Genomic DNA, 24,827 nt, shown 5'->3' with positions numbered 1-24,827 from the left:
GCGGCGGCATCCTGCCGCTGCGGGTCGTTCGAATCCCTTCTTTTCGGGGCACTTCATGCAAAATCAAATCGGCGCACGGAAAGGGTTTTCCCTTAGTGATCCACGTGTGCGCGCGTGGCTGTTCCAGATCCTCACCGTAGTCTTCGTGGTGGGCCTGGGCTGGTACCTGTTCCATAACACCCAGACCAACCTGCAGCACCGGGGCATCACCTCCGGTTTCGATTTCCTCGAGCGCAGTGCCGGCTTCGGCATTGCCCAGCACCTGATTCCCTACGTGGAATCGGACAGCTACGCCCGGGTGTTCGTCATCGGCCTGCTCAACACCCTGCTGGTAACCTTCATCGGCATCATCCTGGCTACCTTGCTGGGCTTCATCATCGGCGTGGCGCGGCTGTCACCGAACTGGATGATCAACAAGCTGGCGACGGTGTACGTGGAGACCTTCCGCAACATTCCACCGCTGCTGCAGATCCTGTTCTGGTACTTCGCCGTGTTCCTGACCCTGCCGGGGCCGCGGGGCAGCATCAATATCGATGACACCTTCTTCATCAGCAACCGTGGCCTGAACATGCCCGGCGCCTCGATGGCCGAAGGCTTCTGGCCGTTCGTGATCGCGTTGGTGCTGGCGATCGTCGCCATCGTGTTGATGGTGCGCCTGGCCAACAAGCGTTTCGATGAAACCGGCCAGCCATTCCACAAGTTCTGGGTGGGCCTGCTGCTGTTGATCGGCATCCCCGGCGTGTGCGCGTTGCTGTTCGGCAGCCCGGTGCACTGGGAAGCGCCGCAGCTCAAGGGCTTCAATTTCGTCGGTGGCTGGGTGCTGATCCCCGAGCTGCTGGCGCTGACCCTGGCGCTGACCATCTACACCGCGGCGTTCATCGCCGAGATCGTGCGCTCGGGTATCCGTTCGGTCAGCCACGGCCAGACCGAGGCAGCTCGTTCGCTGGGCCTGCGCGAAGGTCCGACGCTGCGCAAGGTGATCATTCCCCAGGCGTTGCGGGTGATCATCCCGCCGCTGACCAGCCAGTACCTCAATCTGGCGAAGAACTCGTCGCTGGCCGCCGGTATCGGCTACCCGGAGATGGTCTCGCTGTTCGCCGGTACCGTGCTCAACCAGACCGGCCAGGCCATCGAGGTGATCGCCATCACCATGAGCGTCTATCTCGCCATCAGCATCAGCATTTCGCTGTTGATGAACTGGTACAACAAGCGCATTGCGCTGATCGAACGGTGAGGGTCCTTCCGTGACAGCCCATGTTTTCAAACCCGACATGCCGCCACCGGTGAAGACCGTTGGCGTGCTCGCCTGGATGCGGGCCAACCTGTTCTCCAGCTGGCTCAACACCTTGCTGACACTGTTCGCCCTATACCTGGTATGGCTGATCGTGCCGCCGCTGGTGCAGTGGGCGTTCATCGACGCCAACTGGGTCGGCACCACCCGCGCCGACTGCACCAAGGAGGGCGCCTGCTGGGTGTTCATCCAGCAGCGCTTCGGCCAGTTCATGTATGGCTACTACCCGACGGAACTGCGCTGGCGCGTCGACCTGACGGTGTGGCTCGCCGTGCTCGGCGCGGCCCCGCTGTTCATCAAGCGCTTCCCGCGCAAAGCAGTGTACGGCCTGGGCTTCCTGGTGCTGTATCCGATCCTGGCCTACATCTTGCTGCACGGTGGCACGCTGGGCCTGGACACAGTGCCCACCAGCCAATGGGGCGGCCTGATGCTGACCCTGGTGATCGCCACGGTCGGTATTGTCGGTGCGTTGCCGCTGGGCATCCTCCTGGCGTTGGGGCGACGCTCGAACATGCCGGCGGTGAAGGTGGTCTGCGTGACCTTCATCGAGTTCTGGCGCGGCGTACCGCTGATCACCGTGCTGTTCATGTCATCGGTGATGCTGCCGCTGTTCCTGCCCGAAGGCATGAGCTTCGACAAGCTGCTGCGGGCGATGATCGGCGTGATCCTGTTCCAGTCGGCGTACATCGCCGAGGTGGTGCGTGGGGGCCTGCAGGCCATCCCCAAGGGGCAGTACGAAGCCGCCGCGGCCATGGGCCTGGGCTACTGGCGCGCAATGGGCCTGGTGATCCTGCCCCAGGCGCTCAAGCTGGTGATCCCTGGCATCGTCAACACCTTCATTGCCCTGTTCAAGGACACGAGCCTGGTGATCATCATCGGCCTGTTCGACCTGCTCAACAGCGTCAAGCAGGCCGCGGCCGACCCGGCCTGGCTGGGCATGGCGACCGAGGGCTATGTGTTCGCCGCCCTGGTGTTCTGGATTTTCTGTTTCGGTATGTCCCGCTACTCCATGCACCTGGAGCGCAAGCTGGACACTGGCCACAAGCGTTAGGAGTTTCGAAATGAGTGAAGCGATCAAGCAGCCTGCCGGCCCCGAAGGCATCATCCAGATGCAGGGCGTGAACAAGTGGTACGGCCAGTTCCATGTGCTCAAGGACATCAACCTGAACGTGCGCCAGGGCGAGCGCATCGTGCTGTGCGGGCCGTCGGGCTCGGGCAAGTCCACCACCATCCGCTGCCTCAACCGGCTTGAGGAACACCAGCAGGGACGTATCGTCGTCGACGGTGTCGAGCTGACCAACGACCTCAAGCAGATCGAGGCGATCCGCCGCGAAGTGGGCATGGTGTTCCAGCACTTCAACCTGTTCCCGCACCTGACTATCCTCGAGAACTGCACCCTGGCGCCCATGTGGGTGCGTAAGCTGCCACGGCGCAAGGCCGAGGAAATCGCCATGCATTTCCTCGAGCGTGTGCGCATCCCTGAGCAAGCACACAAGTACCCCGGGCAGTTGTCCGGCGGTCAGCAGCAGCGGGTGGCGATTGCTCGGGCGCTGTGCATGAAACCGAAGATCATGCTGTTTGACGAACCGACTTCGGCGCTGGACCCTGAGATGGTCAAGGAGGTGCTCGACACCATGGTCAGCCTGGCCGAGGATGGCATGACCATGCTCTGCGTGACCCACGAGATGGGCTTTGCCCGCACCGTGGCCAACCGGGTGATCTTCATGGACAAAGGGGAGATCGTCGAGCAGGCGGCGCCGGACGACTTCTTCGACCGGCCGCGCAGTGACCGGACCAGGTTGTTCCTGAGCCAGATCCTGCACTGATGCACTCGGCCAGCCACCTTGCAAGCAAGGGCGGTTGGCCAGTTCAGGCGCGTCTGCCACCTATGATTTTATCAAGCAGGTCAAGCGTTTCCTTGATGTTCGGGCGCGCACCGATCTGCTGTCCTTGCGCCTCTTTGTAGCCCGCCTTGGTGACCAGCGCATGCATATGCGCCGTGTCCAGGCACAGGTTGTACCGACGGATGGCGTAGCCCTGGACAACCGCCAATGCCGCGGCCGTGAGTGGGGTAGCGCTCGAGGTACCGCCGAAGTACATGTACCTGGTCTCGGGCGTTCCGCCATCCCACAGGTCTGCGCCGTCCCCGTTTTGCCGCAGCGTGCCGGTTGTCGCGACGTTGTCGCCCCATGAGTTGAGGGTGGCGTGAAGGTTGTAGTTGGAGGTGCTGTGGCGCTTGCCATCGTCATGGTTGCAAGAGCCGACCATGATGCCGCCCGAGTCGCCATAGTTATTGAAGTCGGAATGCGTGGCGAGGTCGAGGCCACCATTGCCTGCGGCGAAGAGCACGATCGCACCTGCATCCACCAGGGCCCGCACCGCATCCCAGTAGCGTTTGTCGTGGACCGCCGGTGCATAGGGCAAACCACCGGAGCCCTGGATGTTGAACGCGATGATATCGCCGGGGCAGTAATCAGCCAGGATGCGTTGCCACGAGGTATTGTCATACATGTACAGGCGGGCCCCCCAGGCAACCCCCGTGACCCCCTTGCCGTTGTTACCGGCGGCAATGCACCCCGCCGACGCGCTGCCGTGGTTCTTGGCGTAGCCTGCGTTGGTGACCACGTCGATGTAGCCCTTCAGGTCCTCATGGTCCTCGAAAACCCCAAAATCCAGGAAGCGCACACTTGCCTGTTCGCCGTTTGCGTCTTGTTCCCAGGCGTTCCGTGCATTCATTCCCAAGTTGTCGTCGAGGTAGCCCTGATGCACGGTGAGGTCGGGTGTTTGTTCCGGGCGCGGTGCGACTTTAGCGGTCTCTAGCGCTTTTTGTAGTGGGTAGACTGGCAGGTCGAAAGCGACGTATTTGACGATGTCAAGTTGCTCCAGCCTCTTGGCCAATTCCAGCTTCTGCCGACTATCCTGCTTCTGCGTCTTCACGCGGTACAGATTGCAGAAACGGTTGAGGTTTGCGGCCCGGCCAGTGTGGGACCATCGAGTCGCTACCCAGACCGGCTCGAAGGTGATTTGCGGGAAGCCCTCGAGCGTGAGAGGAGGACGGTTCTTTACGGTTTCATTCCCGCAGTCGTGAAACATCACTTGCAAGTCGTAGTCTTTGCCGTTGGGAGGCAACCGCAGGAAGCCTTTCAAATTTTGGCTCGCGCGGGGCGCGGGAGCCTTACTTACACTTATGCGCTCTTTTAGGTGCTCTTGGAAAGCGCGGCTTGGCCAAGAGTCATCGGAATAGCGGGTGGTGTCGATCTCCAGATCGCTTATCCTGGATACAGGCCAATCGTTACTGTGCAGTTCCACCTCTAGCTTGTAGCGCCCCGGTTTTTGCTTCGTGAAGGTCTGCCGTTGCGTGGGAGGCTGCGAAGTCAGGGAGTCAAGAATGTAGCCGTCGGCGCTTTTCAGTATGAACGTCGCCTTGTCGACGTGCCGCAGATCTTGCTCGGGGCATATGCACTTCAGATAAACGTGAATTTCCTGGTTGTAGTCGACGCTGGTGAAATAGCCGCTACGGATGGGGGCTTGCGTTGCCATGATTGCCTCCTGCTGATCGACACTTCCGTTTAGCGTCCGCTATCCGGGTAAAGGACAATCTACATCGGTCATGGCATGGCAACACCTGACATAAATGCCAGTGGCGCAGCGGGCTGAGGGAAACCAAAGGAGCCGCAAAGCGGCCCCGGGGATATCGTCAGCGTTCTTCCTTGCCGGCGGGCACCGGCGCAGGCGGCGGTCGCAGCCCTACTTCGGCCACCAGCTTCAGTTGCTTGCCGTTGCGCATTACTTCGATCGCGACCTTGTCGGTGGGCTTGATCCGCGCCACCTGGTTCATCGACTTGCGCCCGTCGCCGGCCGGCTCGCCATTGATGCTCAGGATCACGTCGCCCAGTTGCAGGCCGGCGCGCGCTGCCGGGCCATCGCGGAAGATCCCCGCCACGACGATGCCGGGGCGGCCCTGCATGCCGAACGAGTCGGCCAGCTCCTGGCTCAATGGCTGCACTTCGATGCCCAGCCAGCCACGGATTACCTGGCCATGCTCGACGATCGACTTCATCACCTCCAGCGCCAGCTTGACCGGGATGGCGAAGCCGATGCCCTGGGAACCTCCGGACTTGGAGAAGATTGCGGTGTTGATGCCCACCAGGTTGCCGTTGGCATCCACCAATGCACCGCCGGAGTTACCCGGGTTGATCGCCGCATCGGTCTGGATGAAGTCTTCGTAGTTGTTCAGGCCCAGTTGGTTGCGGCCGGTGGCGCTGATGATGCCCATGGTCACGGTCTGGCCGACACCGAAGGGGTTGCCGATGGCCAGGGTCACGTCACCGATATGGATGTTGTCAGAGCGGCCGATGGTGATCGCCGGCAGGCTCTTGAGGTCGATCTTCAGTACCGCCAGGTCGGTTTCCGGGTCGCTGCCGATCACTCGGGCAAGGGTTTCGCGGCCATCCTTGAGGGCCACGACGATCTGGTCGGCGCCGCTGGTGACGTGGTTGTTGGTCAGCAGGTAGCCTTCCGGGCTCATGATTACCGCCGAGCCCAGGCTCGATTCCCAGCGCCGCTGCTTGGGCAGGTTGTCACCGAAGAAGCGGCGGAACTGCGGATCCTCGAACAGCGGATGCGCGCTCTTGTTCACCACCTTGGTGGTGTAGAGGTTGACCACTGCAGGCGCTGCCAGGGTCACGGCATCGGCATAGGAGACCGGTCCCTGCATGATTTTGGTGGTTTGCGGAGCTTGTTGCAGGTTGACGTCCTGGCTGGGCAGGCCGACCCATTCGGGGAAGCGCTGGATGACCAGCATGGCGATCAGCACACCGGTGAGCAGGGGCCAGCCGAAGTAACGCAGAGCCTTGAACATGAATGGATCCTGGGAGTAGGGCGGGGGCCGTGACAATGTGGCCCGGGGCGCGAGCGGGCGCGATCATACACCTGATAAAACCGAACGGCGATGGCCGGACACCCCGAGCCCCCGCCAGCGGTTTCCCCCACGCCGGCGACGGCCCATAATGGCGGCCATTATAGAGCCTGACGCCCGCCGCAACGCCGAATTCGAGGAGATTTTTCATGGCAGTCGCCCTAAACACCCTGGTCGAGGAAGCCGAGCGCTACCTGGCCAGCGCCAGGATCCAGGATTACTGCCCCAACGGCCTGCAGGTCGAGGGCCGCCCCCAGGTCAGCCGCATCGTCAGTGGCGTAACCGCCAGCCAGGCGTTGCTGGACGCGGCGGTCGAGGCCGAGGCCGACTTGGTGCTGGTGCACCACGGCTACTTCTGGAAGGGCGAAAGCCCCTGCATTACCGGCATCAAACAGCGCAGATTGAAGACCTTGCTCAAGCATGACATCAGCTTGCTGGCCTTCCACCTGCCGCTGGACGTGCACCCGGAGGTGGGCAACAACGTCCAACTGGCGCGCCAGCTGGACATCACCGTCGAAGGCCCGCTGGATCCGAACAATCCCAAGGTGGTGGGCCTGGTCGGTTCGCTGGCCGAACCAGTCTCGGCGCGGGATTTTGCCCGCCGAGTGCAAGAGGCACTGGGGCGCGAACCGCTGGTGGTCGAGGGTGAGCGGATGATCCGTCGAGTCGGTTGGTGTACCGGAGGCGGGCAGGGCTACATCGACACAGCCATTGCCGCCGGAGTCGACCTGTTCCTCAGTGGCGAGGCATCGGAGCAGACCTTTCACAGTGCCCGCGAAAACGGCATCAGCTTCATCGCCGCCGGCCATCACGCCACCGAGCGCTACGGCGTGCAGGCGTTGGGTGATTACCTGGCGCGGCGCTTCGCGGTCGAGCATCTGTTCATTGATTGCCCAAACCCGATCTGATCGGCTTTTCGCCAGGCAAGGCCCAAACCCGCAGTCATATCATTAGACCTTTTCGATCTAGTCGCACGCCTAAATAGAATCAGGCGCTGTGATAAAGTGGCTCGCTCGAACACGGCCCGCAGGCCGTCCATAAGATCGTTTTTCGTGAGTAGCCATGGTCGACAATCTGACGCACTTGAAACAGCTGGAGGCGGAGAGCATCCACATCATCCGCGAGGTGGCCGCCGAGTTCGACAACCCGGTGATGCTGTACTCGATCGGCAAGGATTCCGCGGTCATGCTGCACCTGGCGCGCAAGGCGTTCTTCCCGGGCAAGCTGCCGTTCCCGGTGATGCACGTCGACACCCAGTGGAAGTTCCAGGAGATGTACCGCTTTCGCGACAAGATGGTCGAAGAGATGGGCCTGGAGCTGATCACCCACGTCAACCCCGAGGGTGTGGCGCAGGGCATCAACCCGTTCACCCATGGCAGCTCCAAGCATACCGATATCATGAAGACCCAGGGCCTGAAGCAGGCGCTGGACAAGCACGGCTTCGACGCCGCCTTCGGTGGGGCGCGCCGCGACGAAGAGAAGTCGCGAGCCAAAGAGCGCGTCTACTCGTTCCGTGACAGCAAGCACCGCTGGGACCCGAAGAACCAGCGCCCGGAGCTGTGGAACATCTACAACGGCAAGGTCAACAAGGGCGAGTCGATCCGCGTGTTCCCGCTGTCGAACTGGACCGAGCTGGACATCTGGCAGTACATCTACCTCGAAGGCATTCCGATTGTGCCGCTGTACTTCGCCGCCGAGCGTGAAGTGATCGAGAAGAACGGCACCCTGATCATGATCGACGACGAGCGCATCCTCGAGCACCTCTCCGAGGAAGAGAAGGCGCGCATCGTCAAGAAGAAGGTGCGTTTCCGTACCCTGGGCTGCTACCCGTTGACGGGTGCGGTCGAGTCCGAAGCCGAGACCCTGACGGACATCATCCAGGAAATGCTCCTGACCCGGACGTCCGAACGCCAGGGCCGTGTCATCGACCACGATGGCGCCGGTTCCATGGAAGACAAAAAACGCCAAGGCTACTTCTAATTTCAGGGTTCCAGCATGTCGCACCAATCTGATCTGATCAGCGAGGACATCCTCGCCTACCTGGCCCAGCACGAGCGCAAGGAACTGCTGCGCTTCCTCACCTGCGGCAACGTGGACGACGGCAAGAGCACCCTGATCGGGCGCCTGCTGCACGATTCGAAGATGATCTACGAGGACCACCTCGAGGCCATCACCCGTGACTCGAAGAAGTCCGGCACCACTGGCGAGGAAGTCGACCTGGCGCTGCTGGTCGACGGCCTGCAGGCCGAGCGCGAGCAGGGCATCACCATTGATGTCGCCTACCGCTACTTCTCCACCGCCAAGCGCAAGTTCATCATCGCCGACACCCCGGGCCACGAGCAGTACACCCGCAACATGGCCACCGGCGCCTCGACCTGCGACCTGGCCATCATCCTGGTCGATGCCCGCTACGGCGTGCAGACCCAGACCCGCCGGCACAGCTATATCGCATCCCTGCTGGGCATCAAGCACATCGTCGTTGCGGTCAACAAGATGGACCTCAAGGGCTTCGACGAGCAGGTCTTCGAGTCGATCAAGGCCGACTACCTGAAGTTCGCCGAGGGCATCGACCTCAAGCCGAGCAGCCTGCACTTCGTGCCGATGTCGGCGCTCAAGGGTGACAACGTGGTCAACCGCAGCGAGCGTTCGCCGTGGTACACGGGCCCTGCGTTGATGGAGATCCTCGAGACTGTCGAGATCGCTGCCGACCGCAATGTCACCGACCTGCGTTTCCCGGTGCAGTACGTCAACCGCCCGAACCTCAACTTCCGCGGCTTCGCCGGCACCATCGCCGGTGGCGTGGTGCACAAGGGCGACGAGATCGTCGTGCTGCCGTCGGGCAAGAGCAGCCGGGTCAAGTCCATCGTCACCTATGAAGGTGAACTGGAGAACGCCGGGCCTGGCCAGGCGGTGACCCTGACCATGGAAGACGAGATCGACATCTCCCGTGGCGACCTGCTGGTGCATGCCGACAATGTTCCAACGGTGGCCGACCAGTTCGACGCCATGCTGGTGTGGATGGCCGAGGAGCCGATGCTCCCGGGCAAGAAGTACGACATCAAGCGCGCCACCAGCTATGTGCCGGGCTCGATCGCCAGCATCACCCACAAGGTCGATGTGAATACCCTGGAGCAGGGCGCCGCCAGCGCGCTGCAACTCAACGAGATCGGCCGGGTCAAGGTCGCCCTGGACAGCGCCATCGCCCTGGACGGTTACGAGAGCAACCGCACCACCGGCGCATTCATCGTCATCGACCGCCTGACCAACGGCACCGTCGGCGCCGGCATGATCATCGCCCCGCCGGTCCTGCCACACGGCGGCACTGGCCAGCACGGCAAGCTGGCCCATGTGTCCACCGAAGAGCGCGCCCTGCGCTTCGGCCAGCAGCCAGCCACCGTGCTGTTCAGTGGCCTGTCGGGCGCCGGCAAGAGCACCCTGGCCTATGCCGTGGAGCGCAAGCTGTTCGACATGGGCCGTGCAGTCTACGTGCTCGACGGCCAGAACCTGCGTCACGACCTGAACAAAGGCCTGCCGCAGGACCGCGCCGGGCGCACCGAGAACTGGCGCCGCGCCGCCCATGTGGCGCGCCAGTTCAACGAAGCCGGCCTGCTGACCCTGGCCGCCTTCGTCGCCCCTGATGCCGAGGGCCGCGAGCAGGCCAAGGCGCTGATCGGCAAGGAGCGTCTGGTTACGGTGTATGTCCAGGCCTCGCCTATGGTGTGCCGCGAGCGTGACCCGCAGGGCCTGTATGCCGCCGGTGGCGACAACATCCCGGGCGAGAGCTTCCCATTCGATGTGCCGCTGGATGCGGACCTGGTGATCGACACCCAGTCGGTCAGCGTCGATGAAGGCGTTAAGCTGGTGCTGGATGTGCTGCGTCAGCGTGGGGCGATCTGATTGATTGCCTGATGTGAAAAACCCCGCTTCGGCGGGGTTTTTCATTTGTACGGCGTTTGTTGGCAGGATTTTGGGTCTGCTTTGCGACCCTAGATATGCTTCTCCGACACCGGAATCACCCGTCGCTCTTTCACCGCCTTGTACGAAAAGCTCGAATAGATCTCCTTCACCCCCGGCAACCGCTGCAGCACCTCCCGGGTGAATTCGCCAAACGATTCCAGGTCCCGTGCCAGGATCTCCAGCAAAAAATCATAGCGCCCGGAGATATTGTGGCAGGCGACGATCTCGGGGATCTCCATCAGCCGTTTCTCGAACGCCAGGGCCATTTCCTTGGTGTGCGAGTCCATCATGATGCTGACGAACGCGGTCACCCCGAAGCCCAGCGACTTGGGCGAAAGAATGGCCTGGTAGCCGGTGATGTAGCCGTTGTCCTCGAGCAATTTGACCCGCCGCCAGCAGGGCGAGGTGGTCAGGGCGACCTGGTCGGCGAGTTCGGAAACGGTCAGGCGGGCGTTGTCCTGCAGGGCGGCGAGCAGGGCGCGGTCGGTACGGTCGAGCGTTGAAGGCATATCTTGCCCTCCTGGTTCTATTTTTGTTGTTTTTCTTTCAAAACATGCCCGATTGCGTGGGCAAGTTTGGAAAAAGCGCGGCAGCTTGGTGGCATAAGCTTATAACAAACCACAAGAGACTGTTGCCATGCGCGACTCCAACAACAACACCGGTTTCTCCACGCGGGCCATCCACCATGGCTATGACCCGATGTCCCATGGCGGCGCCCTGGTGCCGCCGGTCTACCAGACCGCCACCTACGCTTTCCCGACTGTCGAGTATGGCGCCGCCTGCTTCGCCGGCGAAGAGCCGGGGCACTTCTACAGCCGTATTTCCAACCCGACGCTGGCCCTGCTGGAGCAACGCATGGCGTCGCTCGAAGGCGGCGAGGCAGGGCTGGCGCTGGCCTCCGGGATGGGCGCCATCACCGCCACGCTATGGACCCTGCTACGCCCGGGTGACGAGCTGATCGTCGGCAGCACCCTGTATGGCTGCACCTTCGCCTACCTGCACCACGGCATCGGCGAGTTCGGCGTGAAGATCCGCCATGTGGACCTCAACGACATCCCGGCACTCAAGGCCGCGATCACCGCAAAGACGCGGATGATCTACTTCGAGTCGCCGGCTAACCCCAACATGCAGTTGGTGGATATCGTTGCCGTCGTCGAGGCTGCAAAGGGCCATGACCTGAGCATCGTGGTCGACAACACCTACTGCACGCCCTACCTGCAGCGCCCGCTGGAACTGGGCGTCGACCTGGTGGTGCATTCGGCCACCAAGTACCTGTCCGGACATGGCGATATCACCGCCGGGCTGGTAGTCGGGCGCAAGGCGCTGGTCGACCGCATCCGCCTGGAAGGGCTCAAGGACATGACCGGCGCCGTGCTCTCGCCCCACGACGCCTCGCTGTTGATGCGCGGCATCAAGACCCTGGCCCTGCGCATGGACCGCCACTGCGCCAATGCCCAGCAGGTGGCCGAGTTTCTCGCCGAACAACCTCAGGTTGAGCTGCTGCACTACCCGGGCCTGCCATCCTTCCCGCAGTACGCGCTGGCCCAACGGCAGATGCGCCTGCCGGGCGGGATGATCGCCTTCGAGCTGAAGGGCGGGATCGAAGCCGGGCGCCGTTTCATGAACGCCCTGCAGCTGTTCAGCCGCGCGGTGAGCCTGGGCGATGCCGAGTCGCTGGCCCAGCACCCGGCGAGCATGACTCACTCCAGCTATACCCAGCAGGAGCGTGCCGAGCATGGCATCTCGGAAGGGCTGGTGCGTCTGTCGGTGGGGCTGGAAGACATCGACGACCTGCTTGCCGACATTGCCCAGGCCCTGAAGGCCTGCGCCTGAATCGCCACGGACGAGGCCTGCGCGATGGTAGCGATGATGAACCCGAACGAGCCGTTGACGGCCCTTGATGCCGCCCTGGACAGCGACCCAGCGGAAACCGCCGAGTGGTGCGAGGCGCTGGCCTCGACCCTGGCTCACTGCGGCCCGGCGCGGGCCCGCTACCTGCTGCAGCGCCTGCAGGCCCATGCCCTCGAGCTGGGCCTGGAGCGCGAGGCCCAGGCCTTCTCGGCCTACCGCAACACTGTGCCGGTGGAACAGCAGGGCGCTTACCCCGGTGATCTCGAGCTGGACGAGCGTATTACCGGCATCCTGCGCTGGAACGCCCTGGCCATGGTGGTACGGGCCAACCACGCCTATGGCGAGCTGGGCGGGCATATCGCCAGCTACGCCTCGGCGGCGGAAATCTTCGAGGTCGGCTTCCAGCATTTCTTTCGCGGCGAGGGCGGTGGCGTGCAGCGCAGCGGCGACCTGGTGTTCTTCCAGCCGCACTCGGCGCCTGGCATCTATGCCCGCGCATTTCTTGAAGGGCGCCTGAGCGAGGAACAGCTGGCCAACTACCGGCAGGAGGTCGGCGGCAACGGGCTGTGCTCCTATCCGCACCCTTGGCTGATGCCGGACTTCTGGCAGTTTCCCACAGGTTCCATGGGCATCGGCCCGCTCAATGCGATCTATCAGGCGCGCTTCATGCGCTACCTGCATCATCGCGGGCTGCTCGACACCTCTGCCCGGCATGTCTGGGGAGTGTTTGGCGATGGCGAGATGGACGAGCCGGAGTCGACCGCCGGCCTGACCCTGGCTGCCCGTGAAGGCTTGGACAACCTGACCTTCATCGTCAACTGCAACCTGCAGCGCCTGGACGGCCCGGTACGCGGCAATGGCCAGATCATCCAGGAGCTCGAAGCGTTGTTCAGCGGTGCCGGCTGGAACGTGATCAAGGTGCTGTGGGGTTCGGAGTGGGACGCCCTGTTCGCCCGTGATCACGAACACGCGCTGCTGCGCCAGTTGGCGGCGACGCCCGACGGTCAGTTCCAGACCCTCGGCGCCAAGGACGGCAGCTACAACCTCGAGCACTTCTTCAAGCAGAACCCGGCCTTGCAGCGCCTGGTGGCGCACATGAGCACCGAAGAGATCAACGCCCTCAAGCGCGGTGGTCATGATTTTCGCAAGCTGCATGCCGCCTATGCCGCCGCCAGGGCCTGCAAGGGCCGGCCGACGGTGATCCTGGCCAAGACCAAGAAAGGCTATGGCATGAGCAGTGCCGGCGAGTCGCGGATGACCGCGCACCAGGCCAAGAAACTCGACGTGCAGGCACTGCTGGCCTTCCGCGACCGTTTCCATTTGCCGTTGTCGGATGAGGCGGTGGAGCAACTGCGTTTCTATCGCCCGGCCGAAGACAGCCCGGAGATGGTCTATCTGCGCCAGCGCCGCCAGGCACTGGGTGGGCCGCTGCCGCTGCGGCGCAACGACTGTGCCACCTTGCCTGTGCCCGAGCTGGAGGCATTCGGCGGTTTCGCCCTGCACGCCGAAGGCAAGGAGATGTCCACCACCATGGCCGCGGTGCGCTTGCTGGGCAACTGGCTCAAGGCGCCGGGGTTGGGGCCACGAGTGGTGCCGATCGTCGCCGACGAGGCGCGCACCTTCGGCATGGCCAGCCTGTTCCGCCAGATCGGTATCTATTCGCCCCACGGGCAACGCTACGAGCCGGAGGACGCGGGCTCGCTGCTGGTCTACAAGGAGGCGCGGGACGGCCAGCTGCTGGAGGAGGGCATCACCGAGGCCGGGGCGATCTCTTCATGGGTCGCGGCAGCGACCGCCTACGCGGTGCATGGCGAGCCGATGCTGCCGGTGTACATCTACTATTCAATGTTCGGCTTTCAGCGGGTCGGCGACCTGATCTGGGCTGCCGCCGACCAGCGTGCCCGGGGCCTGTTGCTGGGCGCCACGGCGGGGCGCACCACGTTGGGCGGCGAGGGCTTGCAGCACCAGGACGGATCGAGCCTGGTAATGGCATCGATGGTGCCCAACTGCCGGGCCTGGGATCCGTGCTTTGCCGGCGAGCTGGCGGTGATCCTCGACCATGCCGCGCGGCGCATGCTGGTGGAGCAGCAGGATGAGTTCCACTATGTGGCGGTGATGAATGAAAACTACCCGCAGCCGTCGTTGCCCGAAGACATGCACGACGATGTACTGCGAGGCATGTATCGCTTTGCCCGGCATTCCTCGGCCGCACCCCGTGGCCAGGTGCGCTTGTTGGGTTCGGGCACCATCCTGCGCGAGGTGATTGCCGCCGGCGAGTTGCTGGCCAGTGACTGGCAGGTCGACAGCGAGGTGTTCAGCGTCACCAGCTTCAGCGAACTGGCGCGTGGGGCCAGGGATGCGCAACGCTTGGCGATAGCCGGGGAGCAGGCGGATTGCCATGTGCGTCGTTGCCTGCCCGGCGCCGCCCCGGTGATCGCGGCCAGCGACTATGTGCGCGCCTGGCCGCAATTGATCGCCGAGTATGTGCAGGCGCCCTATGCCACCCTGGGCACCGATGGTTTCGGGCGCAGCGATACGCGCCAGCAGTTGCGACGGTTTTTCGAGGTGGACCGGTATGCCGTGGTGCTGGCGGCCTTGCATGGGCTGGTATGCCAGGGCGTATTGCCGAGGGATGTACTGGGGCAGGCGCGGGCGCTTTATGACATCGGCGAGGAGGGCGCGGCCTGGTATCGCTGAGGTGATCCGGGCCGGCTCTATCGCGGCCCAAGCCCGCTCCCACGGAGTGTTAGGGCGAGTAGACAGCGCCCACAAAAAAGGCCTCTTGCGAGGCCTTCTTCATGTCATCGATTCAGCGCTTGAGCCCGTAGCTCTCATCGAGCATGCCCGGCGAGTTCGGCGACTTCGGTGCGTAGTCGCGTGGCACTTCGGCGGTATCCTTCGGCGGCGTCAGGCGATCACGCGGGCCTTGCGCGGCTTCGGAGTGCAGCGCGGCCAGCAGGCGTTGGCGGGTCAGCTCGTCCAGGGCCAGGCGGTTGGCGCCGTCGGCCAGGTGATCCTGCACGTCCTGGTAGCTCTGGGTCAGTTTTTTGACCAGCGATGCAGTGCTGTTGAAGTGGGTTACCACTTCGTTCTGGTAATTGTCGAAGCGCTGCTGGATGTCATCCAGCTGGCGTTGGGTGTTGCTTGGTGCCGCGTTGGGCAGCAGGCGGGCCAGCGCGAAACCGACGACGACACCGACAACCAGGGCCAGGGTCGGCAGCAACCAAACAAGGAGCGAGTGTTCCACGAGTCCTTCCTCTATAAACGGCTTTGCTTTACGTTAACGGCTCAGACCTGCGCTGTATACCGCGAGCGATCGCAAATCAGAACAGAATTCCTTTGCTAGACGAGTCGACCCTTCACGAGGTCACGGAGTAGTACCTTGCTTATCCGCGAAACCCCCTTGTTCATTGATGGCCCGACCGGCCAGCTCGAGGCTTTGTACCTGGACGTGGCCGATGCCCGCGGCGCGGTGCTGATCTGCCACCCCAACCCGGTCCAGGGCGGCACCATGCTCAACAAGGTGGTCTCGACCCTGCAGCGTACCGCCCGTGATGCAGGTTACGTCACCCTGCGCTTCAACTACCGCGGCGTTGGCCAGAGCGCCGGCAGCCATGACATGGGCGCTGGCGAGGTAGCGGATGCCGAGGCTGCCGCAGCCTGGTTGCGCCAGCAGCATCCCGAGCTGCCGTTGGTGCTGATGGGCTTCTCCTTCGGCGGCTTCGTTGCCGCCAGCCTGGCCGGTCGCCTGGAGGCGGCGGATGTCGAGCTGCAACAGCTGTTCATGATCGCCCCGGCGGTGATGCGCCTGAACGCGCAGTTCCCGCTGCCCGAGCGCGTCGCGCTGATCGTCGTGCAGCCGGACACCGACGAAGTGGTCGATCCGCAACTGGTCTACGATTGGTCCGCCGCCCTGTCGCGCCCCCACGAGCTGCTGAAAGTGGCAGAATGCGGACACTTTTTCCATGGCAAGCTGACCGATCTGAAGGATCTGCTGCTGCCGCGCCTTTCGAACTGAGCCAAGCCTGAATAAGCGAACCCCCATGACCACGCGCATCCTCACCGGTATCACCACCACCGGCACCCCGCACCTGGGCAACTACGCCGGCGCCATCCGTCCGGCCATCCTCGCCAGCCAGCAGCCCGGCGTCGACTCGTTCTACTTCCTGGCCGACTACCACGCCCTGATCAAGTGCGACGACCCGCAGCGCATCCAGCGTTCGCGCCTGGAGATCGCCGCCACCTGGCTCGCCGGTGGCCTGGACCCGGCCAAGGTGACCTTCTATCGCCAGTCGGACATCCCCGAGATCCCGGAGCTTACCTGGCTGCTGACCTGCGTCGCCGCCAAGGGCCTGCTCAACCGCGCTCACGCCTACAAGGCGTCGGTGGACAAGAATGTCGAGGCCGGCGAAGACCCGGACGCCGGCGTTACCATGGGCCTGTTCAGCTACCCGGTGCTGATGGCTGCTGACATCCTGATGTTCAATGCCAACAAGGTGCCGGTTGGCCGCGACCAGATCCAGCACGTGGAGATGGCACGTGACATCGGCCAGCGTTTCAACCACCTGTTCGGCCAGGGCAAGGACTTCTTCGCCCTGCCCGAGGCGGTGATCGAGGAGAGCGTGGCCACGCTCCCGGGCCTGGACGGTCGCAAGATGTCCAAGAGCTACGACAACACCATCCCGCTGTTCACCAGCGCCAAGGACATGAAGGATGCGATCTCGCGCATCGTCACCGACTCCAAGGCCCCCGGCGAGGCCAAGGATCCGGACAACTCGCACCTGTTCACCCTGTTCCAGGCCTTCTCCTCGCCGGCGCAATGCGCCGAGTTCCGCGAAGAGCTGCTTCAGGGCCTGGGCTGGGGCGATGCCAAGCAGCGCCTGTTCCAGCTGCTCGACGGCCAGTTGGCCGAAAAGCGCGAGCACTATCACCAGCTGATCGCGCGCCCGTCTGAGCTCGAGGACATCCTTCTGGCCGGCGCCGCCAAGGCCCGCAAGATCGCCACGCCGTTCCTCGAGCAACTGCGCGAGGCAGTTGGCCTGCGTTCGTTCCGCACCACCGTGCAGGCCAGCACCGAGGTGAAGAAGAAGGCCGCCAAGAGCGCCCGCTTCGTCAGCTTCCGTGACGAGGATGGCAGCTTCCGCTTCCGCCTGCTGGCCGCTGATGGCGAGCAATTGCTGCTGTCGCGCAGCTTCGCCGATGGCAAGAGCGCTGGGGCGGTGAGCAAGCAGCTGCAACAGGGCGGCGAGGCCGATGTGCGAGTCGAGGGCCTGGGCTTCTCGCTGTGGCTGAACGGTGAGCAAGTTGCCGACGGGCCGCAGTTCGAGGCCGCCGAGGCCCGTGACGCGGCCATCACCAGCCTGCGCGAGGCCCTGGCGCCACAGGCGGACTGAGTCACTTTGACGCAAGTCTGATTGCCATTAAGCGGGCCGGTCGCTACAGTGACGGCCCGTTTTTTGTTGCCTCGCTAACGAAATCATGACGCCCCTAGAACGATACCAAGCCGATCTGAAACGCCCCGACTTCTTCCATGACGCGGCGCAGGAAACTGCGGTGCGTCACCTGCAGCGCCTGTACGACGACCTGGTACACGCGCAGAACAACAAGCCGGGCGTGTTCGGCAAGCTGTTCGGCAAGAAGGAGCAGACGCCGGTCAAGGGCCTGTACTTCTGGGGCGGCGTGGGCCGGGGCAAGACCTACCTGGTCGACACCTTCTATGAAGCGCTGCCGTTCAAGCAGAAGATGCGCACGCACTTCCACCGCTTCATGAAGCGCGTCCACGAGGAGATGAAGACCCTCAAGGGCGAGAAGAACCCGCTGACCATCATCGCCAAGCGCTTCAGCGACGAAGCCAAGGTGATCTGCTTCGACGAGTTCTTCGTCTCCGATATCACCGATGCCATGATCCTCGGCACCCTGATGGAAGAGCTGTTCAAGAACGGCGTGTCGCTGGTGGCCACTTCCAACATCGTCCCGGACGGCCTGTACAAGGACGGCCTGCAGCGCGCGCGCTTCCTGCCGGCCATCGCCATGATCAAGCAGTACACCGATGTGGTGAACGTCGACAGCGGCGTGGACTACCGTCTGCGCCACCTGGAGCAGGCAGAGCTGTTCCACTTCCCGCTCGACGACGCGGCGCATGAAAGCCTGCGCGCCAGCTTCAAGGCGTTGACCCCAGAGTGCACCCAGGCAGTCGAGAACGACGTGCTGATGATCGAGAACCGCGAGATCCATGCCCTGCGCACCTGCGATGACGTTGCCTGGTTCGACTTCCGCGCCCTGTGCGACGGGCCGCGCAGCCAGAACGACTACATCGAGCTGGGCAAGATCTTCCATGCCGTGCTGCTGAGCAACGTCGAGCAGATGGGCGTGACCACCGACGACATCGCCCGGCGCTTCATCAACATGGTCGACGAGTTCTACGATCGCAACGTGAAGCTGATCATCTCGGCCGAGGTGGAGCTCAAGGACCTGTACACCGGCGGGCGCCTGAGCTTCGAGTTCCAGCGCACGCTCAGCCGCCTGCTGGAGATGCAGTCCCACGAGTTCCTGTCGCGGGCGCACAAGCCGTAAGCCATTCCTTTCGTGGGAGCGGGGCAAGCCCGCTCCCACGATAGAAGGTTCATGCCTCTTGCATGAACTGCTGCCGATACTGGTTCGGCGACAACTCCGTGTGCTGGCGGAACAGCCGGGCGAAGAAGCTCGCGTCGTCGTAGCCCACCTCGTAGCTGATGGTCTTGATGCTCTTGCGCGTGCTCGACAGCAGGCCCTTGGCGGTCTCGATGCGCAGGCGCTGCAGGTAGTGCAGGGGCTTGTCGCCGGTGGCGCTCTGGAAGCGGCGCATGAAGTTGCGGATGCTCATGCCGTGGTTTCGCGCCACATCCTCGAAGCGGAACTTGTCGGCGAAGTGCTCTTCTAGCCAGTGCTGGATCTGCAGGATGATCAGGTCCTGGTGCAGCTTCTGGCCGCCGAAGCCCATGCGCCCCGGGGTATAGCTGCGCTGCACCTCGTAGAGGATGTCGCGGGCCACCGCGCGGGCCACGTTGGCGCCACAGAAGCGTTCGATCAGGTAGATGTACAGGTCGCAGGCCGAGGTGGTGCCGCCGGCGCAGTAGAGATTGTCGGCGTCGGTCAGGTGCTTGTCCTGGTTCAGGCGGATCTTCGGGAAGCGCTCGGCGAAGCTGCTGAAGAAGCGCCAGTAGGTGGTTGCCTCCTTGCCGTCGAGCAGCCCCGACTCGGCCAGCCAGAACACGCCGCTGGCCTCGGCGCACAGCACCGCGCCACGGGCATGCTGCGCGCGCAGCCAGGGCAGCACCTGCGGATAGCGTTGCAGCAGGTTGTCGAAGTCGTCCCAGAAGGCCGGCAGGATGATCACGTCGGCATCATTGAGGCCGCTGTCGACCGGCAACTGCACGTTGCTGAAGCTGTCCACGGGCAAACCGTCCGGGCTCACCAGGCCGATCTCGAACATCGGTTGCAGACCCAGGCCCAGCTGCTTGCTGTAGCGCAGGCTGGCCAGGTGGAAGAAGTCCTTGGCCTGCATCAGTGTCGAAGCGAACACTTTATCAACGGCCAGGATGCTGACGCGCCGCAGCGACGCCGGGGGTTGGGTAAACATCATTGTCATTGTTCTTATAGGGTAGAGTGGTCAATCACCGGCTGGATCGTCTTATTTTTTGGCGATTGTGTCTACCCCACGAAAGAGCAGTGCAGCGTCTGTGTTGCATCAAGGCGCGGGGTTCGGCTGCTCCTGATGGACCGCCTCGATCGCCGCCAGCAGTTCATCGCCCAGGTTCAACGCCTGGCTGTCGATGTTGCTGCGCAGTTGCTCGAGGTTCGTCGCGCCGATGATGTTGCTGGTCACGAACGGCTGCCGGGTCACGAACGCCAGCGCCATCTGCGCCGGGTCCAGCCCGTGTTCGCGGGCCAGCTGCACATAGCGGCCGCAGGCGGCCACGGTCTGCGGATTGGAGTAGCGGGCAAAGCGGCTGAACAGGGTCAGGCGAGCGTGTTCGGGGCGGGCGCCGTTTTCGTACTTGCCTGACAGCATGCCGAAGGCCAGCGGCGAATAGGCCAGCAAACCACACTGCTCGCGGATTGCCACCTCCGCCAGGCCCACCTCGAAGCTGCGATTGAGCAGGTTGTAGGGGTTCTGGATCGACACCGCGCGGGGCCAGCCGCGGGTTTCGGCCAGGTGCAGGAATTTCAGGGTGCCCCACGGGGTTTCGTTGGACAGGCCGATGTGGCGGATCTTGCCGGCGCGCACCTGTTCATCGAGCACCTCCAGGGTTTCCTCCAGCGGGGTGAAAATGTCCTGGGGCAGGTGCTGGTAGCCGAGCTTGCCGAAGAAGTTGGTGCTGCGCTCGGGCCAGTGCAACTGGTAGAGGTCGATGCGGTCGGTCTGCAGGCGCTTGAGGCTCTCGTCCAGCGCGGCGACGATGTGCTGGCGGTTGTGCTTTAGCTGGCCGTCGCGGATGTGGCTGATGCCGTTGCCGGGGCCGGCGACCTTGCTGGCAAGGATCCAGTCGTCACGGTCGCCGTTGGCGGCGAACCAGTTGCCGATGATGCGTTCGGTGGCGGCGTAGGTCTCCGGGCGCGGTGGCACTGGGTACATCTCGGCGGTGTCGATGAAGTTGATGCCGCTGGCCTTGGCCAGGGCGATCTGGGCGAAGGCCTGGTCCTGGGTGTTCTGTTCGCCCCAGGTCATGGTGCCCAGGCACAGGGCGCTGACGTCGAGGTCGGTACGGCCGAGCTTACGGTATTCCATCGGGTATACGCTCCATGGCAAAGACGAGCATAAAAGCAGGTTGAAATTTTTCCTGCAATCTGGATAATTCTGCCCCTCTCCGTGTGGCGGAAGTGATGCACCACCATGCAGGGAACCCTTGTCGAACATTGGCGTGCCCGACCCGAGCCCCCAAAAGCGTCAGCGTTCGGCTGCGCGCTTGCCCTTGGCAAGCTGTGCACTATCCAGTAAGATTCGCCGTCTATTTTTCGCTGGGCGGCCTCTGAGGCTTTAGAGAATGAAAACTTTTACTGCTAAACCGGAAACAGTAAAGCGCGAGTGGTTCGTAGTCGACGCCGCTGGTCAGACCCTGGGTCGTCTGGCTACCGAAATCGCTAGCCGCCTGCGTGGCAAGCACAAGCCAGAATACACCCCTCACGTTGACACCGGCGACTACATCGTCGTCATCAACGCCGAGCAAATCCGTGTGACTGGTGCCAAGTCTTCCGACAAGATGTACTACTCCCACTCCGGCTTCCCGGGCGGTATCAAGGAAATCAACTTCGAGAAGTTGATCGCCAAGGCCCCTGAGCGTGTTATCGAAACCGCGGTCAAAGGCATGCTGCCGAAGAACCCGCTGGGTCGCGACATGTACCGCAAGCTGAAAGTGTACGCGGGTGCTGCTCACCCACACACTGCTCAGCAGCCTCAAGAACTGAAGATCTAACGGGATAGTTCATTATGTCGGCGACTCAAAACTACGGCACTGGCCGTCGCAAGACCGCAACCGCTCGCGTTTTCCTGCGTCCAGGTACCGGTAACATCTCCATCAACAACCGTTCTCTGGACGTGTTCTTCGGCCGCGAAACCGCTCGCATGGTTGTTCGCCAGCCGCTGGAACTGACCGAAACCGTTGAGAAGTTCGACATCTACGTCACCGTTTCCGGTGGTGGTGTCAGCGGTCAGGCCGGTGCAATCCGCCACGGCATCACCCGCGCCCTGATGGAATACGACGAAACCCTGCGTGGCGCTCTGCGTCGTGCTGGCTACGTCACCCGCGACGCTCGTGAAGTTGAGCGTAAGAAAGTGGGTCTGCGTAAAGCGCGTAAGCGTCCTCAGTACTCCAAGCGTTAATACCGCTTCGGCAGTCGAAAAAAGCCCGGTTCCTTTTTGGAACCGGGCTTTTTTTATGTCTTCAACTAACCTGTCTGCTAGTCCGTGGCCGTTTGTCGCATAGACGCAGATCAAGCAAAGCGAGGGTAGTGGCCCGACGAGCGGGTAATCACCTTGTCAGCGTGTGGATTTGTTCCTTACCATTGCGGCCAATTTTTAGTGCCACAGACGTACCTAAGTAGATGCCTGTTCAAACAGGCCAAGCAAGCTGATGGGAGAGGACTGAATGAGCAATGACGGCGTCAACGCAGGCCGGCGCCGCTTCCTCGTAGCCGCGACATCCGTGGTCGGGGCAGCGGGGGCAGTGGGGGCAGCGGTACCGTTCGTGGGGTCATGGTTTCCCAGTGCCAAGGCGAAAGCCGCAGGGGCACCGGTGAAGGTCAATATCGCCAAGGTCGAGCCCGGTCAGCAGATGGTAGCTGAATGGCGTGGGCAACCTGTATTCATCGTGCGGCGAACGGAGGAGATCCTCGGTAATCTGAAAAAGATCACCGGCGAGCTGTCCGACCCTGAATCCAAGGCGTCGGTGCAGCCTACCTACGTCGACCCGCAAGTCCGCTCGATCAAGCCCGAGATTCTCATCCTGGTCGGCCTGTGCACACACCTGGGTTGTTCGCCGACCTTCCGCCCTGAGGTCGCCCCGGCTGACCTCGGGCCGAAGTGGGTCGGTGGCTATTTCTGCCCCTGCCACGGTTCGCACTACGACCTTGCCGGGCGTGTCTACAAATCCCAGCCGGCGCCTCTCAACCTGCCAGTGCCACCGCACTCGTACGAGTCGGACGAAATCATCGTCATCGGCGTCGATCAGGAGAACGCATGATGAGCAAGTTCATGGAGTGGATCGATGCGCGCTTCCCCGCGACGAAGATGTGGGAAGACCATCTAAGCAAGTATTACGCGCCCAAGAACTTCAACTTCCTGTACTTCTTCGGCTCGCTGGCGTTGCTGGTGCTGGTCAACCAGATCGTCACCGGCGTGTGGCTGACCATGAGTTTCACCCCCTCGGCGGAAGAGGCCTTCGCCTCGGTCGAGTACATCATGCGCGACGTCGAGTACGGCTGGATCCTGCGCTACCTGCACTCCACCGGCGCCTCGGCGTTCTTCATCGTGGTCTACCTGCACATGTTCCGCGGGCTGCTCTACGGCTCCTACCAGAAGCCCCGCGAGCTGGTCTGGCTGTTCGGCATGCTGATCTACCTGGCGCTGATGGCCGAGGCGTTCATGGGCTACCTGCTGCCCTGGGGGCAGATGTCGTACTGGGGTGCCCAGGTGATCATCTCGCTGTTCGGCGCGATCCCGGTGATCGGTGATGACCTGACCCAGTGGATTCGTGGTGACTACCTGATCTCCGGCATCACCCTGAACCGCTTCTTCGCCCTGCACGTGGTGGCCTTGCCGATCGTGATCCTGGGCCTGGTGGTGCTGCATATCCTGGCGCTGCACGAAGTGGGTTCGAACAACCCCGATGGCGTGGACATCAAGAAGAAGAAGGACGAGAACGGCATTCCGCTGGATGGCATCCCGTTCCACCCGTACTACACCGTCAAGGATATCGCCGGGGTCGTGGTGTTCCTCTTCGTGTTCTGTGCCGTGGTGTTCTTCTTCCCGGAAATGGGTGGCTACTTCCTGGAAAAACCGAACTTCGAGCAGGCCAACGCTTTCAAGACCCCTGAGCACATCGCGCCTGTGTGGTACTTCACACCGTTCTACGCGATCCTGCGCGCGGTGCCCGACAAACTGTTCGGGGTAATTGCCATGGGCGCGGCAATCGCGGTGCTGTTCGTGTTGCCCTGGCTTGACCGCAGTCCGGTGCGCTCGATGCGCTACAAGGGCTGGCTGAGCAAGATCTGGTTGCTGGTGTTCTGCGTGGCCTTCGTCATCCTTGGCGTGCTGGGCGTGCTGGCGCCGACCCCGGGGCGTACCTTGCTGTCGCAGGTGTGCACCGTGTTGTACTTCGCCTACTTCCTGCTGATGCCGTTCTACACAAGGCTCGAGAAGACCAAACCGGTTCCGGAAAGGGTGACTGGCTGATGAAAAAGTTTATTGCAGTATGCTTGCTGGCATTGATGCCTGGCCTTTCGTTCGCCGCCGAGCACGGCCTGGAGCTGGACAAGGTCGATATCGACCTGACCGACAAGGCCGCGATGCAGGATGGGGCGCGTACCTTCGCCAACTATTGCATGGGGTGCCATAGCGCCAAGTTCCAGCGTTACGAGCGTGTCGCCGATGACCTGGGGATTCCCCACGAGCTTATGCTCGAAAACCTGGTGTTCACCGGCGCCAAGATCGGCGATCACATGAAAATCGGCATGCAGCCGAACGATGCCAAGACCTGGTTCGGCGCCGCGCCGCCCGACCTCACCCTGGTTGCCCGGGTGCGTGGCAACGACTGGTTGTACACCTACCTGCGCAGTTTCTATGAGGACAAGGCGCGGCCATATGGGGTGAACAACAAGGTCTTCCCCAACGTCGGCATGCCTAACGTACTGGTTGGTCTGCAGGGCAACCAAGTGATTGGTTGCAAGCAGGTGCAAAGCGTGGTCGATGGCAAGAAGCAATACGACCCGCTGACCGGCACCCCATTGACCCATGAAGCGTGTGACCAGCTGACCGTCGAAGAGAAATCCGGTACCCTGACGACCGAGCAGTTCGACGAGAAGGTCAAGAACCTGGTGACCTTCCTGGCCTATTCGGCCAACCCGGTCAAACTGGAAAGCCAGCGCATCGGTACCTACGTGTTGCTGTACCTGGCTTTCTTCTTCGTGTTCGCCTACTTGCTCAAGCGCGAATACTGGAAGGACGTGCACTGATCACGCAGTAGTTTCTGGTAGTTGAACGCGCCCGGGGTGCCCAGCGATGTCGCTGGGGCACCCCGGGCGCGTTTTCATTTGCAGTATTACAAGCATCCCGTA

General features: G+C 62.7%; 22 protein-coding genes. 16 read left to right on the top strand and 6 right to left on the bottom strand.

Annotation, left to right across the window (positions count from 1 at the left end):
• Positions 1 to 55 precede the first annotated feature (55 nt).
• From OH705_RS05500 to OH705_RS05490, 3 genes are read left to right on the top strand one after another with little or no spacing between them, the layout of a single operon-like run.
• On the top strand, positions 56 to 1,234 hold the full coding sequence (locus OH705_RS05500) for an amino acid ABC transporter permease (RefSeq protein ID WP_023629380.1): 1,179 nt from the start codon (positions 56 to 58) through the stop codon (positions 1,232 to 1,234).
• Positions 1,235 to 1,244: 10 nt separating this feature from the next.
• Positions 1,245 to 2,342: an amino acid ABC transporter permease gene (locus OH705_RS05495; RefSeq protein ID WP_023629379.1), complete on the top strand. Its 1,098-nt coding sequence runs from the start codon at positions 1,245 to 1,247 to the stop codon at positions 2,340 to 2,342.
• 10 nt (positions 2,343 to 2,352) lie between these two features.
• Positions 2,353 to 3,117, top strand: coding sequence for an amino acid ABC transporter ATP-binding protein (locus OH705_RS05490; RefSeq protein ID WP_023629378.1), 765 nt, complete (start codon positions 2,353 to 2,355; stop codon positions 3,115 to 3,117).
• Between the two features lie 43 nt (positions 3,118 to 3,160).
• Here the strand turns inward: OH705_RS05490 and OH705_RS05485 are convergent, their stop codons facing one another.
• Positions 3,161 to 4,831, bottom strand: coding sequence for a S8 family serine peptidase (locus OH705_RS05485; RefSeq protein ID WP_267301301.1), 1,671 nt, complete (start codon positions 4,829 to 4,831; stop codon positions 3,161 to 3,163).
• Between the two features lie 157 nt (positions 4,832 to 4,988).
• The gene (gene algW / locus OH705_RS05480) at positions 4,989 to 6,152 is read right to left on the bottom strand and encodes a Do family serine endopeptidase AlgW (protein ID WP_094010231.1); all 1,164 of its coding nucleotides are present in this window, start codon (positions 6,150 to 6,152) and stop codon (positions 4,989 to 4,991) included.
• 206 nt (positions 6,153 to 6,358) lie between these two features.
• On the opposite strand from algW, the gene OH705_RS05475 reads away from it, so the two are divergent.
• The 3 genes from OH705_RS05475 (at position 6,359) to cysN (ending at position 10,106) form a co-directional block, all read left to right on the top strand.
• Positions 6,359 to 7,117, top strand: coding sequence for a Nif3-like dinuclear metal center hexameric protein (locus tag OH705_RS05475; RefSeq protein WP_110604395.1), 759 nt, complete (start codon positions 6,359 to 6,361; stop codon positions 7,115 to 7,117).
• 154 nt (positions 7,118 to 7,271) lie between these two features.
• Complete coding sequence (gene cysD, locus OH705_RS05470; protein WP_038707406.1) at positions 7,272 to 8,189, top strand: sulfate adenylyltransferase subunit CysD; 918 nt, start codon at positions 7,272 to 7,274, stop codon at positions 8,187 to 8,189.
• 15 nt (positions 8,190 to 8,204) lie between these two features.
• Positions 8,205 to 10,106 carry a sulfate adenylyltransferase subunit CysN gene (gene cysN / locus OH705_RS05465; RefSeq protein ID WP_038707407.1) on the top strand — a complete coding sequence of 634 codons (1,902 nt, stop codon included), beginning with the start codon at positions 8,205 to 8,207 and terminating at the stop codon, positions 10,104 to 10,106.
• Between the two features lie 89 nt (positions 10,107 to 10,195).
• On the opposite strand, the gene OH705_RS05460 is transcribed toward cysN, so the two are convergent.
• Entirely contained in the window at positions 10,196 to 10,675 is a 480-nt protein-coding gene (locus OH705_RS05460; protein WP_094010228.1) for an Lrp/AsnC family transcriptional regulator, read from the bottom strand.
• 127 nt (positions 10,676 to 10,802) lie between these two features.
• Between OH705_RS05460 and OH705_RS05455 the strand changes: the two genes are divergently transcribed.
• Both OH705_RS05455 and mdeB read left to right on the top strand, forming a co-directional pair.
• Positions 10,803 to 11,999, top strand: a complete 1,197-nt coding sequence (locus OH705_RS05455; RefSeq protein ID WP_023632306.1) for a methionine gamma-lyase — start codon at positions 10,803 to 10,805, stop codon at positions 11,997 to 11,999.
• A 24-nt stretch (positions 12,000 to 12,023) separates the two neighbouring features.
• On the top strand, positions 12,024 to 14,714 hold the full coding sequence (gene mdeB, locus OH705_RS05450; RefSeq protein ID WP_094010227.1) for an alpha-ketoglutarate dehydrogenase: 2,691 nt from the start codon (positions 12,024 to 12,026) through the stop codon (positions 14,712 to 14,714).
• A 112-nt stretch (positions 14,715 to 14,826) separates the two neighbouring features.
• Here the strand turns inward: mdeB and OH705_RS05445 are convergent, their stop codons facing one another.
• A complete protein-coding gene (locus OH705_RS05445) occupies positions 14,827 to 15,264 on the bottom strand; it encodes a YhcB family protein (protein WP_023630140.1) in 438 nt (145 codons plus the stop codon).
• A gap of 135 nt (positions 15,265 to 15,399) precedes the next feature.
• Between OH705_RS05445 and OH705_RS05440 the strand changes: the two genes are divergently transcribed.
• From OH705_RS05440 to zapE, 3 genes are all read left to right on the top strand, one after another.
• Positions 15,400 to 16,035 carry an alpha/beta hydrolase gene (locus OH705_RS05440; RefSeq protein ID WP_094010226.1) on the top strand — a complete coding sequence of 212 codons (636 nt, stop codon included), beginning with the start codon at positions 15,400 to 15,402 and terminating at the stop codon, positions 16,033 to 16,035.
• 25 nt (positions 16,036 to 16,060) lie between these two features.
• Positions 16,061 to 17,410: a tryptophan--tRNA ligase gene (locus OH705_RS05435; protein ID WP_094010225.1), complete on the top strand. Its 1,350-nt coding sequence runs from the start codon at positions 16,061 to 16,063 to the stop codon at positions 17,408 to 17,410.
• A gap of 85 nt (positions 17,411 to 17,495) precedes the next feature.
• Positions 17,496 to 18,590 carry a cell division protein ZapE gene (zapE, locus tag OH705_RS05430; RefSeq protein ID WP_023630138.1) on the top strand — a complete coding sequence of 365 codons (1,095 nt, stop codon included), beginning with the start codon at positions 17,496 to 17,498 and terminating at the stop codon, positions 18,588 to 18,590.
• A gap of 49 nt (positions 18,591 to 18,639) precedes the next feature.
• On the opposite strand, the gene OH705_RS05425 is transcribed toward zapE, so the two are convergent.
• Both OH705_RS05425 and OH705_RS05420 read right to left on the bottom strand, forming a co-directional pair.
• A complete protein-coding gene (locus OH705_RS05425) occupies positions 18,640 to 19,536 on the bottom strand; it encodes a GlxA family transcriptional regulator (RefSeq protein WP_167335949.1) in 897 nt (298 codons plus the stop codon).
• A gap of 207 nt (positions 19,537 to 19,743) precedes the next feature.
• Entirely contained in the window at positions 19,744 to 20,784 is a 1,041-nt protein-coding gene (locus OH705_RS05420) for an NADP(H)-dependent aldo-keto reductase (RefSeq protein ID WP_094010224.1), read from the bottom strand.
• A 256-nt stretch (positions 20,785 to 21,040) separates the two neighbouring features.
• Here OH705_RS05420 and rplM point away from each other — a divergent pair, with 256 nt between their 5' ends.
• The 5 genes from rplM (at position 21,041) to OH705_RS05395 (ending at position 24,725) form a co-directional block, all read left to right on the top strand.
• Positions 21,041 to 21,469: a 50S ribosomal protein L13 gene (gene rplM / locus OH705_RS05415; protein ID WP_008097538.1), complete on the top strand. Its 429-nt coding sequence runs from the start codon at positions 21,041 to 21,043 to the stop codon at positions 21,467 to 21,469.
• A 14-nt stretch (positions 21,470 to 21,483) separates the two neighbouring features.
• On the top strand, positions 21,484 to 21,876 hold the full coding sequence (rpsI, locus tag OH705_RS05410; RefSeq protein WP_003260797.1) for a 30S ribosomal protein S9: 393 nt from the start codon (positions 21,484 to 21,486) through the stop codon (positions 21,874 to 21,876).
• Positions 21,877 to 22,141: 265 nt separating this feature from the next.
• Entirely contained in the window at positions 22,142 to 22,735 is a 594-nt protein-coding gene (petA, locus tag OH705_RS05405) for a ubiquinol-cytochrome c reductase iron-sulfur subunit (RefSeq protein ID WP_023628711.1), read from the top strand.
• Positions 22,735 to 23,946: a cytochrome b gene (locus tag OH705_RS05400; RefSeq protein WP_023628712.1), complete on the top strand. Its 1,212-nt coding sequence runs from the start codon at positions 22,735 to 22,737 to the stop codon at positions 23,944 to 23,946. The genes petA and OH705_RS05400 overlap by 1 nt, the downstream gene beginning before the upstream one ends.
• On the top strand, positions 23,946 to 24,725 hold the full coding sequence (locus tag OH705_RS05395) for a cytochrome c1 (RefSeq protein ID WP_267301292.1): 780 nt from the start codon (positions 23,946 to 23,948) through the stop codon (positions 24,723 to 24,725). Before OH705_RS05400 ends, OH705_RS05395 begins: the two co-directional genes overlap by 1 nt.
• Positions 24,726 to 24,827: the final 102 nt, after the last annotated feature.

The sequence above is a fragment of the Pseudomonas sp. BJa3 genome, assembly GCF_026343815.1.
In the GTDB taxonomy this organism is placed as follows: Bacteria; Pseudomonadota; Gammaproteobacteria; order Pseudomonadales; family Pseudomonadaceae; genus Aquipseudomonas; species Aquipseudomonas soli.
Note: the sequence above shows the minus strand (reverse complement) of the source record. Positions and strands in the feature narration are given on the sequence as shown.